Source organism: Micromonospora sp. NPDC047756 (genome assembly GCF_055587245.1).
Genome location: NZ_JBVJGQ010000005.1, coordinates 270,718 through 284,013, shown reverse-complemented (window position 1 = coordinate 284,013; position 13,296 = coordinate 270,718). Strand labels below are relative to the sequence as shown.

General features: G+C 72.8%; 14 protein-coding genes and 1 pseudogene. 12 read left to right on the top strand and 3 right to left on the bottom strand.

Annotation, left to right across the window (positions count from 1 at the left end; translation table 11 throughout):
* Positions 1 to 3: 3 nt before the first annotated feature.
* Positions 4 to 237, bottom strand: coding sequence for an Lrp/AsnC ligand binding domain-containing protein (locus ACZ6NZ_RS17935; RefSeq protein WP_030487446.1), 234 nt, complete (start codon positions 235 to 237; stop codon positions 4 to 6).
* Positions 238 to 333: 96 nt separating this feature from the next.
* Here ACZ6NZ_RS17935 and ACZ6NZ_RS17930 point away from each other — a divergent pair, with 96 nt between their 5' ends.
* Together ACZ6NZ_RS17930 and ACZ6NZ_RS17925 are read left to right on the top strand one after the other, a co-directional pair.
* Entirely contained in the window at positions 334 to 1,323 is a 990-nt protein-coding gene (locus tag ACZ6NZ_RS17930) for a thiamine-phosphate kinase (protein WP_465859074.1), read from the top strand.
* A gap of 29 nt (positions 1,324 to 1,352) precedes the next feature.
* Positions 1,353 to 1,814, top strand: a complete 462-nt coding sequence (locus tag ACZ6NZ_RS17925; RefSeq protein WP_366608223.1) for a GNAT family N-acetyltransferase — start codon at positions 1,353 to 1,355, stop codon at positions 1,812 to 1,814.
* 128 nt (positions 1,815 to 1,942) lie between these two features.
* Here ACZ6NZ_RS17925 and rpmB read toward each other — a convergent pair whose 3' ends face one another.
* Entirely contained in the window at positions 1,943 to 2,134 is a 192-nt protein-coding gene (rpmB, locus tag ACZ6NZ_RS17920) for a 50S ribosomal protein L28 (RefSeq protein WP_011905179.1), read from the bottom strand.
* Between the two features lie 344 nt (positions 2,135 to 2,478).
* Between rpmB and ACZ6NZ_RS17915 the strand changes: the two genes are divergently transcribed.
* Both ACZ6NZ_RS17915 and recG read left to right on the top strand, forming a co-directional pair.
* Complete coding sequence (locus ACZ6NZ_RS17915) at positions 2,479 to 4,092, top strand: DAK2 domain-containing protein (RefSeq protein WP_465859072.1); 1,614 nt, start codon at positions 2,479 to 2,481, stop codon at positions 4,090 to 4,092.
* Complete coding sequence (gene recG, locus ACZ6NZ_RS17910; RefSeq protein WP_465859070.1) at positions 4,089 to 6,287, top strand: ATP-dependent DNA helicase RecG; 2,199 nt, start codon at positions 4,089 to 4,091, stop codon at positions 6,285 to 6,287. The genes ACZ6NZ_RS17915 and recG overlap by 4 nt, the downstream gene beginning before the upstream one ends.
* A gap of 76 nt (positions 6,288 to 6,363) precedes the next feature.
* Here recG and ACZ6NZ_RS17905 read toward each other — a convergent pair whose 3' ends face one another.
* Positions 6,364 to 7,326, bottom strand: coding sequence for an LPXTG cell wall anchor domain-containing protein (locus ACZ6NZ_RS17905; protein WP_366608226.1), 963 nt, complete (start codon positions 7,324 to 7,326; stop codon positions 6,364 to 6,366).
* 396 nt (positions 7,327 to 7,722) lie between these two features.
* Between ACZ6NZ_RS17905 and rsmD the strand changes: the two genes are divergently transcribed.
* The 8 genes and pseudogenes from rsmD (at position 7,723) to mutM (ending at position 13,295) form a co-directional block, all read left to right on the top strand.
* Positions 7,723 to 8,286 carry a 16S rRNA (guanine(966)-N(2))-methyltransferase RsmD gene (rsmD, locus tag ACZ6NZ_RS17900; RefSeq protein WP_366608227.1) on the top strand — a complete coding sequence of 188 codons (564 nt, stop codon included), beginning with the start codon at positions 7,723 to 7,725 and terminating at the stop codon, positions 8,284 to 8,286.
* Complete coding sequence (coaD, locus tag ACZ6NZ_RS17895; RefSeq protein WP_030335289.1) at positions 8,283 to 8,765, top strand: pantetheine-phosphate adenylyltransferase; 483 nt, start codon at positions 8,283 to 8,285, stop codon at positions 8,763 to 8,765. Before rsmD ends, coaD begins: the two co-directional genes overlap by 4 nt.
* Before the next feature lie 258 nt (positions 8,766 to 9,023).
* A complete protein-coding gene (locus ACZ6NZ_RS17890) occupies positions 9,024 to 9,521 on the top strand; it encodes an SPFH domain-containing protein (RefSeq protein WP_355005267.1) in 498 nt (165 codons plus the stop codon).
* Positions 9,522 to 9,630: 109 nt separating this feature from the next.
* A complete protein-coding gene (locus ACZ6NZ_RS17885; protein ID WP_366608229.1) occupies positions 9,631 to 10,194 on the top strand; it encodes a YceD family protein in 564 nt (187 codons plus the stop codon).
* A 5-nt stretch (positions 10,195 to 10,199) separates the two neighbouring features.
* Positions 10,200 to 10,373, top strand: coding sequence for a 50S ribosomal protein L32 (gene rpmF / locus ACZ6NZ_RS17880; RefSeq protein WP_030335284.1), 174 nt, complete (start codon positions 10,200 to 10,202; stop codon positions 10,371 to 10,373).
* Positions 10,374 to 10,487: 114 nt separating this feature from the next.
* Positions 10,488 to 11,471 carry a phosphate acyltransferase gene (locus tag ACZ6NZ_RS17875; protein WP_465859485.1) on the top strand — a complete coding sequence of 328 codons (984 nt, stop codon included), beginning with the start codon at positions 10,488 to 10,490 and terminating at the stop codon, positions 11,469 to 11,471.
* Positions 11,468 to 12,217: pseudogene (rnc, locus tag ACZ6NZ_RS17870) on the top strand (ribonuclease III); the annotation flags it as partial. The gene ACZ6NZ_RS17875 and the pseudogene rnc, both read left to right, overlap by 4 nt.
* Before the next feature lie 220 nt (positions 12,218 to 12,437).
* A complete protein-coding gene (gene mutM, locus ACZ6NZ_RS17865) occupies positions 12,438 to 13,295 on the top strand; it encodes a bifunctional DNA-formamidopyrimidine glycosylase/DNA-(apurinic or apyrimidinic site) lyase (RefSeq protein ID WP_465859067.1) in 858 nt (285 codons plus the stop codon).
* The last annotated feature ends 1 nt before the right edge of the window (position 13,296 follow it).

Below are 13,296 nucleotides of genomic sequence, written 5' to 3'. Positions count from 1 at the left end.
CACTTACAGCCGCACCACCGAACACGTGAGGGTGCGGGTGATGCCGGGCACCATCTGCACCTTGCTGACGATGAGTTTGCCGAGCTCGTCGACGGTGTTCGCCTCGGTGAGGACGACCACGTCGTACGGCCCGGTGACGGCGTCGACGCGTACCACGCCGGGGATGTCCGCGATGAGACCCGCCACGTCACGTGCGCGGCCGACCTCGGTCTGGATGAGGATGTACGCCTGTACCACGACTCGACCTCCGTCCGTCGCCGCCCGGGAGCGGCCCGAAGGGTGAAACTACCTTACGGACCAGGTCTGATCCCTATCGGTGGTCAAGGAGCAGCGGTGAGCGAGCACGGCGGGGCCGGGCAGCACGGGCGGAACGACCGCGGCGGCGTCGGGGTGTCCGGAATCGGGGAGTTCGGGCTGATCGGGAAGATCACCGCCCGGCTGTCGTACGGGCCGACGACCCTGCTCGGCCCGGGCGACGACGCGGCGGTGGTGGCCGCGCCGGACGGCCGGGTGGCGGCCTCCACCGACGTACTGGTCGACGGGCGGCACTTCCGACGGGACTGGTCCTCGGCCCGCGACGTGGGGCACCGGGCGGCAGCCGCCAACCTGGCGGACATCGCGGCGATGGGTGCCACGCCGACCGCTCTGCTGGTCGCTCTCTGCATGCCGGCGGATCTGGACACCGCCTGGGCGGAGGAGTTGGCCGACGGGCTCGCCGCGGAGGCGGCGACGGTCGGCGCGAGCGTCGTCGGCGGGGACATGTCGGCCAGCCCCACCCTGACCGTCGCGGTCACCGCGCTGGGCGACCTGGGGGGCCGTCCGCCCGTGCTGCGCTCGGGTGCCCGACCGGGGGACGTGCTCGCTCTGGCCGGGCGCACCGGGTACGCGGCGGCCGGGCTGACCGTGCTGACCCGGGGCTTCCGTACACCCCGGCTGCTGGTCGAGGCGTACCGGCGACCGCAGGTGCCCTACCAGGCCGGCCCGCAGGCCGCACAGCTCGGCGCGACCTCCATGATCGACGTCTCGGACGGGCTCCTCGCCGACCTCGGGCACGTCTCGGCGGCCAGCGGGGTGGCGATCGACGTGCGCCGCGACGGGTTCGAGGTGCCCCGGCAGATGGCCGACGCGGCGCAGGCGCTCGGCGTCGACCCGTACACCTGGATTCTCGCCGGTGGCGACGATCACGCGCTGGCCGCGACCTTCCCCCCGGCGGTGGCGTTGCCGCCGGGCTGGCGGCCGATCGGTCTGGTCACCGACGGTGGCGGTGTGACGGTCGACGGCGTCGCCTACGACGGCCTGGCCGGCTGGGACCACTTCAGATGAGGTCCGCGCCCCGCCGTACCCTGGATACCGTGAGTGAGATCGAGATCCGGGCGGTGCGGTTCGACGCACCGGTGGCGCAGCACCTGATCCATGCCGCACTGGCCGACCTCGGCGCCCGTTACGGCGGCACCGGCGACGACACCCCGGTGGACGCGGCCGAGTTCGAGCCGCCCGATGGCGCGTTCCTGGTGGCCTACCTGGCCGGTGAGCCGGTCGGCTGCGGTGGCTGGCGCAGCCACGGCGCGGACAGCGCGGAGCTGAAGCGGATGTACACGGCCCCGGCGGCACGGGGGCGCGGGGTGGCCCGGGCGGTGCTGGCGGCCGTCGAACGCTCCGCCCGCGAGCACGGCCGCAAGCGAGTGGTCCTGGAGTGCGGCGACAAGCAGCCCGAGGCGATCGCCATGTACGGCTCCGCCGGGTACGAACGGATCCCGAACTTCGGCTTCTACAAGGACGCGGAGGGCTGCGTCTCCTTCGGCCGTACCCTCTGACAGCTCGCCGGGGACCTGGGCGTGCCCGGGCCCCGGGCGGGGTGCGGCGTCTGCCCCGGGAACACGACTCAGCCGGCGGACCCTCGGGGTCCGCCGGCTGAGCCGAACGAAAGGTGGGTGCTACCGCGTCAGGCGCGGGTGACCTTGCCGGCCTTGATGCACGAGGTGCAGACCTTCAACTTCTTGGTGTTGCCGCCACCGGCCGGGGTACGCACCGACTGGATGTTCGGGTTCCAGCGGCGGTTGGTCCGCCGGTGCGAGTGGGACACGTTGTGGCCGAAGCCCGGTCCCTTGCCACAGACGTCGCACACGCTAGCCACGGGATACTCCTGGGATTGATACGTTCATGAGGTCGCCGGCAGGTGCTGCCCGGGCAACCTGGTCAGGTTACCCGATGACTCGCCGACCCGGCCAACCGGCCCGGTCCGGCGCTCGCCCGTGCCCCGGCTCACGCCTGGTCGTGGGCCCGTCCGCCCTGCGGCGGGCCGGCCCGGCGGCAAGGGTACCGGAGGTGCTCGTCCCCGCCGCGATCAGCGCCGGCCGGGACCGACGAGAGACAGCCGCCCGGGCCTTGAGGGAGACTGCGGCCCGCGCCGGCCGGGGCCGGCGAGGACACGCCGGACGAGTCCGACGGGTGTCGGTGCGCGCCAGTAGGCTTCTGCCCGTGCTGGACACCCTCGACGCCGCCGCGGTCCGCCGCTGGTGCGCGAGCGGGCTGGCCGCACTGAAGCGCCACCAGGGCGAGATCGACCAGCTCAACGTCTATCCGGTGCCCGACGGCGACACCGGCACCAACCTGGTGCTCACCCTCACCTCGGCGCAGCAGGCCCTCGCCATGGATCTGGACACGCTCCCGCACAGCGGGCCGACAGCGCACGGGCACGCGCTGCGGCTGATGGCCCAGGGCGCGCTGCTCGGCGCGCGGGGCAACTCCGGGGTGATCCTCTCGCAGATCCTGCGTGGCCTCGCCGACCAGGTCGCCGGGGTGCCGGCGGTGCGCGGCCGGGAGTTGGCCGCCGCGCTGCGCTGCGGCACCACCGCCGCGTACACGGCGGTCTCCCGGCCGGTCGAGGGCACCCTGCTCACCGTGATCGCGGCCGCCGCCGGCGCGGCCGAAGGCGCGGACAGCGACGACCTGCCGGCGGTGGCCGGGGTCGCGGCTCGAGCGGCGTCCGAGGCGCTCGCCCGTACCCCGGAGCAATTGCCGGCGCTGGCCCGCGCGGGTGTGGTCGACGCCGGTGGCCGGGGGCTCTGCGTGTTGCTCGACGCCCTGGTCGAGGTGCTGACCGGGGAGAGCGCGGCAGGGCCCGCGCCGGCACCGCGCCCCGCCCGCCCGGCGGCCACCGTCGCCCGCGAGACCGGTTCGGAGGAGTACGCGTACGAGGTGCAGTTCCTGCTCGACGCCCGCGCCGAGGCGGTCGACGGGTTGCGGCGGGCCCTCGACGTCCTGGGCGACTCGCTGGTCGTCGTCGGCGACGGGCGTGAGCCGGAAGGCACCTGGAACGTGCACGTGCACGTCAACGACGTGGGCGCGGCGGTGGAGGCGGGTGTCGCCGCCGGCCGCCCGTACCGCATCTCGGTCACCCGTTTCGCCGACCAGCCGGAGTCGCCCTCCGGCCCGGTGGTGGCCGGCCGGGCCGCGGTGGTGGTGGCCACCGGTAGCGGCATCGCCGACCTGTTCGCCGCGGAGGGCGCGACCGTGGTGCCGGGCAACCCGTCCACGGGTGAGTTGCTGGACGCCGTCCGCGGCACCGGCGCGGCCCGGGTGGTGGTGCTGCCCAACGACGCCAACACCGAGGCGGTGGCGAGCGCCGCCGCCCGCGAGGCCCATCGGTACGGCATCAAGGTGAGCGTGGTGCCGACCCGCTCGCCGGTGCAGGCCCTGGCGGCGCTCGCGGTCCGCGACGGTGACCGCCGTTTCGAGGACGACGTCATCGCGATGGCCGAGGCGGCTGGGGCCTGCCGGTACGCCGAGGTCTGCCATGCCAGCCGGGAGGCGTTGACCGTGGCCGGCCCGTGCCGTCCCGGTGACGTGCTGGCGCTGGTGGAGGGGGAGGTGCACCTGATCGGCACCGACCTCACCGACACCTGCGCGGCGGTGGTCGACCGGATGCTCGGCGGTGGCGGCGAGATGGTCACCCTGCTGGCCGGGGTGGACGCTCCGGCCGGGCTCACCGACGCCGTCCGCGCGCACGTCGCGCGACGCTGGCCGTTCGTCGAGGTGCACGCGTACCCGGGCGGCCAGCCGTTTTATCCGCTCCTGGTAGGGATCGAATGAGCGAACCAGCCACCGTGGACACTCCGCTGAAGAAGCTGGTCGGGGACAAGACAGCAAAGGCGCTGGCCTCGCACCTCGACCTGCACACCGCGGGTGACCTGGTCTACCACTTCCCGCGCCGCTACGACGAGCGCGGCGAACACACCGACATCCGCTCACTGGACGTCGGTGAGCAGGTCACCGTCATGGCCCAGGTGCAGCGCACCACCGTGCGCCCGATGCGTCAGCGGCGGGGCAACCTGCTGGAGGTGACCGTCGGCGACGGCTCCGGCGGGGTGCTGACGTTGACCTTCTTCGGCAACCAGGCGTGGCGCGAGCGCGAGCTGCGCCCGGGTCGGTGGGGTCTGTTCGCCGGCAAGGTCACCGAGTTCCGCAGCAAACGGCAGCTCAACGGCCCGGAGTACGTCCTGCTCGGTGAGGGCGGCGACGGCGAGGCGGCGATCAGCGAGGACATCGAGGAGTTCGCCGGGGCGCTGATCCCGGTCTACCCGGCCGCCGCGGCCGTGCCGACCTGGGTGATCGCGCGCTGCGTGCGCGTCGTACTGGACACGTTCACCCCGCCGGACGATCCACTGCCGAGCGCCGTGCGGGCCGGCCGCAAGCTGGTCGGGCTGGGCGTCGCGCTGACCGAGATCCACCGGCCGTCCAGCAAGGAGGCGCTGCACCAGGCGCGGCGGCGCCTCAAGTGGGACGAGGCTTTCGCCGTCCAGGTGACCCTGGTGCAGCGCAAGCACCGGGCGGCCGACTGGCCGGCCCGGCCCCGCCCGGCGCGTCCGGACGGGCTGTTGGAGGCGTTCGACGCCCGACTTCCGTACGAGCTGACGGCCGGTCAGCGGGAGGTCGGTGTGGAGATCGCCGCTGACCTGGCCACAGCGCACCCCATGCACCGCCTGTTGCAGGGCGAGGTGGGTTCGGGCAAGACGGTGGTGGCGCTACGGGCGATGCTCCAGGTGGTCGACGCGGGTGGGCAGGCCGCGCTGCTGGCGCCCACCGAGGTGCTGGCCGCCCAGCACCACCGCGGCATGCTCGACCTGCTCGGGCCGCTCGGGCGGGCCGGTGAGCTGGGCTCGGCCGAGCACGCCACCCGGGTCGAGCTGGTCACCGGCTCGCTCGGCGCGGCCGCCCGCCGTCGGGCGCTCGGCGAGGTGGCCAGCGGTGCCGCCGGCATCGTGCTCGGCACCCACGCCCTGCTCTACGAGGGGGTCGACTTCGCCGATCTCGGCCTGGTGGTGGTCGACGAGCAGCACCGCTTCGGCGTGGAGCAGCGCGACGCCCTGCGCGCCAAGGCCGACCAGCCGCCGCACGTGCTGGTGATGACAGCCACCCCGATCCCGCGCACGGTGGCGATGACCGTCTACGGCGACCTGGAGGTCTCCACGCTCTCCCAGCTGCCCCGGGGGCGGTCGCCGATCGCCTCGCACGTGGTGCCGGCCGCCGAGAAGCCCGCCTACCTGGACCGGGCGTGGCGTCGGCTGCGCGAGGAGGTGACCGCCGGCCACCAGGCGTACGTGGTGTGTCCCCGGATCGGTGACGGTCCCACGTCCGACGAGGAGCCGCCAGCCGAGGACGACAACGGCCGTCGGCCGCCGCTGGCGGTGACCGAGGTGGCCCCGCTGCTGGCCGAGGGTCCGCTGCGCGGCCTGCGGATCGGGGTGCTGCACGGTCGCCTGCCGGCCGACGAGAAGGACGCGGTGATGCGTTCCTTCGCGGCCGGTGACCTGGACGTGCTGGTGGCGACCACGGTGATCGAGGTCGGCGTGGACGTGCCGAACGCGACAGTGATGATCGTGCTGGACGCCGACCGGTTCGGTGTCTCTCAACTGCACCAGTTGCGGGGCCGGGTCGGCCGGGGCGCCGCCGCCGGGCTGTGTCTGCTGGTCAGCGAGGCGGCCGAGGGTTCGTCGGCACGGGAACGGTTGGACGCGGTGGCGTCCACGAGCGACGGTTTCAAGCTCGCCGAACTGGATCTGGAGCAACGTCGCGAGGGCGACGTGCTGGGTGCCACCCAGTCCGGGCACCGCTCGCACCTGCGGTTGCTGTCCCTGCGGCGCGACGCCGACCTGATCCGCGACGCCCGCGCCGAGGCGATCACCCTGGTCGAGGACGACCCGGAGCTGGCCCGCAGCCCGGCACTGGCCGCGTCGGTGGCCGCACTGGTGGACGAGGACCGCGCGGAGTACCTGGAGAAGGGCTGACCACGCAGGCCATCACATGGCTGAGGGCGCGCCGACCGGGTGGTCGACGCGCCCTCAACTGTCAGAGCGGGTTGTCTCAGGCGGTGAAGCGGACCCGACGACGACGGGCCACCACGAACAGGGCGGCACCGGCGGCCAGCAGCACCACGGCACCGGCGATGATGCCGCCGGTGGCGGCACCAGTCAGCGGCAGAGCCGGCTCGTCCTTGCCGCCACCCTGACCCGGGGCGCAGTCGGCCGGCTGCTCCCAGGCGATCGGCTCGGTGTCGTCGAGGCCCTCGGCCGCCGGCGTGACGACGAGACCCTCGGTCGCGTCGAAGGAGACGGAACCGGTCTCGCCCGGCTTGACGACCAGCGTCTTCACCTCGCCCTTGTTCGGGGTCAGGGTGAGCGTGACGGTCTCACCGTCGGCGGGGTTCTCGATCGCGAAGGTCAGCTTGTCGCAGGTCGACTCGACCGAGCCCACCGGCTCCGCCGGAGCCGGGGTGGCAGTCGGGGTCGGGCTCTGGGTCGGAGGCTGGCTCGGCGACGGCGAGGCGACAGTGGGGGTCGGGGTGGGGGTCGCCGACGGAGTGGCGGTCGGCGTCGGGCTGCTCGGCGAGGGCGTGGCCTCTGCCGCGCAGGTGCCCTTCGGCTCGGCGGCCACGGTCCGCGACTCGCTCACGATCCGGTCGTCGCGCACCCAGCGGGCCTCGACGGTCAGCTCGACCGTCGGCCGCTTCTGGTCGAAGCGGTAGGCCTGGGTGCCGGTGAGGAAACCCTCGCCCTTCGCCGGGAGAGTGGCGTCCTGCGCCAGGCCGCCGGTGAAGTCGGCCGGAACGGTCGACTTCAGCGTGGTGATCTTCGCGGTGATGTTCTCGCTGTTGCCGACCGTCCAGGTCACCTTGACCTGGCCGTCGGAGGTCAGGCAGTAGGTGCCGGAGGGCTCGGGGTGGTGGGCACTCGCGGGGCTCGCGAGGACGCCGACGCCGGCGATGCCGATCAACGCGCCCGCGGCGATGGCCGCTACGCGCCGGAACGGAGACTTGGGAGGGTTCACGCCTGCTCCTGGTGAGGGGGGTACGGATCGCGTGGCGGAAGGCCGGGAGGCATCGTGACCGGGGAGTCACTGCTCACCGGGGCGTCGCGCGACGCGGTGGTGTTCCCGCGGCGAAAGCGGGGACAGGGGGAGACTGTACTGATGGGTGGTTAATGAGGGGAGTTCAGATCATTGCCATCCGGCAATGTAGTCGATTCGTGATCTTTGATATACCGAAGGTGCCGGTCCGGTCACTGGGGACGGTCCGCCCCGCTCCGGCTCCACGGTGGATGCCGCTGCGTCGGGGCTGCTCAGGTGCCCCCGTCGTCGCCGGCCGGCCCGCTCCCCGGATCCGTGCCGTGCTGACCGTGCCTGCGCCGCATCGCGTAGCGTCGCGGGCATGAGCAGGAGGAAACGGTGACCCGGATCGTGGCCGGGACGCTCGGTGGCCGGCGGATCGCCGCGCCACCCGGCGCCGGCACCCGACCCACCTCGGACCGGGTTCGGGAGGCGCTGTTCAGTGCCGTCCAGGCCGCTGTCGATCTCGATGGCGCCCGCTTCGCGGACCTGTACGCCGGCTCCGGCGCGGTCGGCCTGGAGGCGCTCTCCCGAGGCGCCCGGCACGTGTTGCTGGTCGAGTCCGATCCGCGGGCGGCCCGGGTGATCCGGGAGAACGTGGCGGCTCTCCGTGCGGGTCCGGCGGCCCGTCTGGTCACCGGCAAGGTGGCGACGGTGCTGGCCGCCGGGCCGGACGACGGGCCGTACGACGTGGTCTTCGCCGACCCGCCGTACGCGGTGCCGGACGAGGAGATCACCGCGCTGTTGGCCGCGCTGGTCGACGGCGGCTGGCTGACGCCCGACGCGTTGGTGGTGGTGGAGCGGTCCCGCCGCACCAGGGAGTTCGACTGGGTGGAGGGGATCACCGCCGAGCGCAGTCGCCGTTACGGCGAGACCACCCTTTGGTACGGTCGCCGATCATGAGACGTGCGGTGTGCCCCGGTTCGTTCGATCCGGTCACCAACGGACACCTCGACATCATCGGGCGGGCCAGCCGGCTCTTCGACGAGGTGATCGTCGGTGTGCTGGTGAATCAGTCGAAGAGTGGCCTGTTCACCGTCGAGGAGCGCATCGAGATGCTCCGCGAGGTGACCTCGTCGTACGGCAACGTACGGGTCGAGTCGTTCCGGGGGCTGCTGGTGGACTTCTGCCGGGCGCAGCAGGCCAGTGTGCTGATCAAGGGCCTGCGGGCGGTCAGCGACTTCGACTACGAGTTGCAGATGGCCCAGATGAACATCGGTCTGGCCGGCGTCGAGACGCTCTTCATGCCGACCAACCCGCTCTACTCGTTCCTCTCGTCGAGTCTGGTCAAGGACGTGGCCAAGTGGGGCGGCGACATCTCCGCCCACGTTCCGGACCCGGTCCGCGAGGCTCTCCAGGCCCGCCTGGGCCCCCGCCGCTGAACGGACCCCGGCCCCGTTCCACCTCCCACCTTCGCGATCTTGCACTTGCGGTGCCCGCATCGCCTTTTTCGGCATGGTTTGACGGGACGGAAAGTGCAAGATCGGCGCGGTGGGAGCCGCGGGTGACTATGTCGCGACTCGCCGGGTTGGGGTGAGTGGGGCGGTGGTGGGGCCGGCACGACATGATTGGTGGCGCGGGGAACGGCCGTAGCCCGCATCATGGAGGTCGGCCGACGAACGACAGGAGTGAGGTAGCCGGTGGACCCGCTCGATCGCATCGAAGAACTGATCGCCATCCTGGAGCAGGCCCGCTCCGTCCCGATGTCGCGCAACAACTGCATGGTCGACCGGGGTGAGATGATCGCTGCCCTCGATGAGATGCGTGCCGATCTCCCCGCCGACCTGCGTCGCGCCGCCGCGCTCCTCGAGGAGCGGGACAAGATCATGGACGCCGGCAAGCGCGAGGCGGACCGGATCATCAGCGAGGGTGAGGCAGAACACGCCCGCCTGGTCTCGGTGAACGAGATCACCGTGTCGGCCGAGCACGAGGGCGCCCGGATCATCGGCGAGGCCCGCGCCGAGGCGCAACGCCTGCGTGAGGAGGTCGACGACTACGTCGACACCGCGCTGGCCAACTTCGAGCAGTTCCTCACCCGGGCGCTGGCCTCGATAGAGCGCGGCCGGGACAAGATGCACGCGCTGCGGGAGATCGGCACCTTCGCTGGGGATGAGGCCGAACGCCCGCTACCCTTCTGAGCGGCACCTCACCAGCCGACTTCTCAGGCGGGCGTCGCCCCCGGTTCGACGGTCCGGCGGTCGTCCAGGTAACCTTTTTTGTCGGCCTCTCACCGGCCGGAGTCTAACTATGCCCAAGCACTCGCCATCGACACTCAACCCCAGGTCGCCGCTGGTCCTCGACACGAGGGAACTGCCGCGTCGCCCTGGCGCGTTGCGTGAGGTCCGGCGGGTCGTGCCGGCACCGGCGGACCTCGGTGTGGAGTTGATCGGCGTGCCGGAGGGCGCGGACCTCGACCTCGATCTGAGGTTGCAGTCGGTGTCCGAGGGCGTGCTCGTCTCCGGGACCATCACCGGTCCCGTCCGGGGTGAGTGCGGCCGTTGCCTGCGCGAGATCAACGACTCGATGGGCGTGACGATCCAGGAGCTGTACGCGTACGAGGACAGCACCACGGACGCCACGACCGACGAGGACGAGGTGGGCCGGATGCAGGGCGATCTGATCGACCTGGAGCCGGCGCTGCGGGACGCGTTGGTGCTCACGCTGCCGACCAACCCGCTCTGCCGGGAGGACTGCCCAGGACTGTGCCCCGAATGCGGGGCGCACTGGGACGATCTGCCGGCCGACCACAGTCACCAGCAGATCGACCCGCGTTGGGCGGGCCTGTCGCAACTGACCGTTACAGAGGAGTAAGAACCGTGGCCGTCCCGAAGCGCAAGATGTCGCGCAGCAACACCCGGTCCCGCCGGGCGAACTGGAAGGCGACAGTGGTCGCGACCGTCGCGTGCCCGCAGTGCAAGTCCCCGAAGCTGCCGCACGCCGCCTGCTCCGTCTGCGGCACCTACAACGGCCGCCAGGTTCTCGAGGTCTGACCTGGACGCCGAGTGACGCCCCCGACCTCAGGTCGGGAGGCGCGCGCATCCTGGCATTCGCCCGGTGCCCCGGCTCCCTCCGACGCCGGCCGGTCCAACCCGGCCGGCGTTCCGGTGGAGCCGGGCACCGCGCGGATCGCCGTTGACCTCCTCGGCGGGGACGACGCTCCCGCCGTCGTGGTTGACGGCGCTCTGCGGGCCATGCGCGCCGACCCCGACCTGCACCTGCTTCTCGTCGGTCCGACCGAGGTCGCCGACGAGCTGATCGCTGCCCTCGATCCCGCGCAACGCGCCAGGATCACGGTGCGACCCGTGCGCGATGTCGTCGGCATGGCCGACCATCCCAGCGCCGCCCGCTCCGAGAGCACCGTCCGGGCCGCGGTCACCGCCGTCCGGGACGGGACCGCCGATGCCCTGGTCTCCGCCGGTGCCACCGGCGCCACCGTCACCGCGGCCGTACTCGGCCTCGGCCGTTCGCCGGAGATCCGCCAACCCGCGCTGGCCGCCACCCTGCCCGCCGTGGCCGGTCCGGTCGTGTTGCTCGACGTCGGCGGTTCCCTGGAACCCCGCCCGGCGACCCTCGCCCGCCACGCCGTGCTCGGCGCCGCGTACGCGGCGGTGGCCCACTCGATCGCCGCGCCCCGGGTCGGGCTGCTCTCGGTCGGCACCGAGGCCGGAAAGGGTGACCGGGTCCGCCGCGCCACCGACCCCCTGCTGGCCGTCGAGCCGCTGCCCGGCGGGGCGCGCTACGTCGGCCTGGTCGAAGGGTTCGACGTGGCCCTCGGCGCGCGCGCCGATGTGGTCGTCACCGACGGCTTCACCGGTAACGTGCTGCTCAAGGCCATTGAGGGCGCGTACGCGATGGCCGGCGGCCCACCTGCCCAGGGCGGCGCGCCCCGCGCGGCGGCCCTGCTGGGCGTCGCGGGGACGGTGGTCGTCTGTCACGGGTCCGCCCGCGCCGACGACGTCGCCTCCGGCATAGCTCTCGCCGCCCACCTGTGGCGGCGGCGCGCCACCGATCTGGTCTCCGCGTTGCTCGACCGCAACGCCGCGACCGGTCGCACCGACCGCTCCACCGACACCGAGGTACGCACATGAGCAACGACAAGCGGCGGCGGGCGTCCGTCGGTCACCTGGAAGCCGCCTTCGGAGTAAGCCTGGAACCCGAGCTGCTTCAGCGCGCGTTGACCCACCGGTCGTACGCGTACGAGAACGGCGGGCTGCCGACCAACGAGCGGCTGGAGTTCCTCGGCGACTCGGTGCTCGGCGTGGTGATCACCACGGCGCTGTTCCACAACCACCCGGATCTGCCCGAGGGGCAGTTGGCCAAGCTGCGGGCCAGCGTGGTCAACATGCGGGCGCTCGCCGACGTGGCGCGCGGTCTGGGCCCGGACGGGCTCGGCGCGTACCTGCTGCTCGGCAAGGGTGAGGAGACGACCGGCGGTCGGGACAAGGCGAGCATCCTCGCCGACACGCTGGAGGCGCTGCTCGGCGCGATCTACCTCCAGTACGGCCTGGACACCACGGGGATCGTCATCCATCGGCTCTTCGACCCGCTGATGGCCGAGTCGGCCGGTCGTGGGGCCGCGCTGGACTGGAAGACCAGTCTCCAGGAGCTGACGGCAGCGCTCGGTCTCGGCGTCCCGGAGTACCGGATCGAGGGCACCGGCCCGGACCACCTCAAGACGTTCACCGCCTGGGTGGTCGTTGCCGGCAACCGGTACGGCGGCGCGGAGGGGCGCAGCAAGAAGGAGGCCGAGCAGCGGGCCGCCGAGGCCGCCTGGCGGACGCTCGCCGAGCAGAACGGCCAGAACGGCGACGGCGGCCAGGACGGCCAGAACGGCGACGGCGGCCAGGACGGCCAGAACGGCGACGGCGGCCAGGGTGGTCAGGACGGCGACCCCGGCCGGGGCCAGCCGGCCGACCGGGACGACTCGGCCGATCGCGGCGAGTCGTTCGGGCCACTGGAGAGCGCCGAGCGGGCGGCGCAGGCCGAGCAGGCCGACCACCTGGCGCAGGCCCTGCCGGCCGGGGGCGCCGACGGTCACGAGACGGGTGGCCCGCGTGCCTGAGCTGCCCGAGGTGGAGACCGTCCGGCAGGGGGTGGCCCAGTGGGTCGTCGGCCGCCGGATCGCCTCGGTCGAGGTTCGTCATCCGCGTGCGGTCCGCCGGCACGCTCCCGGCGACGTGCACTTCGCCGACGTGCTCGCCGGCCGGACGGTGCTGGACGCCCGCCGTCGCGGCAAGTACCTGTGGCTGCCACTGGACAGCGGTGACGCGATCGTCGGGCACCTCGGCATGTCGGGTCAGCTACTGCTCCAGCCCCCCGGCACGACCGACGAGACCCACCTTCGGGTCCGGTTCCGGTTCAACGACGACGGCCCGGAGCTGCGCTTCGTCGACCAGCGCACGTTCGGCGGGCTCTCGGTGAGCGAGGGCGGCGCCGAGTTGCCCGACGAGATCGCGCACATCGCCCGCGACCCGATGGACCCGGAGTTCTCCGACGAGGCGTTCGTCGCGGCGCTGCGCCGCCGGCACACCGAGGTGAAGCGCGCTCTGCTCGACCAGACCCTGATCTCCGGCGTGGGCAACATCTACGCCGACGAGGCGCTCTGGCGCGCCAAGCTGCACGGAGGCCGACCCACCGACGCGCTGACCGGCCCGGCCGCGCAGCGTCTGCTCGGCCACGTCCGTGACGTGCTGGCCGAGGCGATCAGCGAGGGCGGCACCAGCTTCGACGCCCTCTACGTGAACGTCAACGGCGAGAGCGGCTACTTCGACCGGGCGCTCAACGCCTACGGCCGCGAGGGCGAGCCGTGCCGTCGGTGTGGTGCGCCGATCCGCCGTGAGGCGTTCATGAACCGGTCCTCGTACAGCTGCCCGCACTGTCAGCCACGGCCCCGGGGTTCCCTTCGGGGATGAC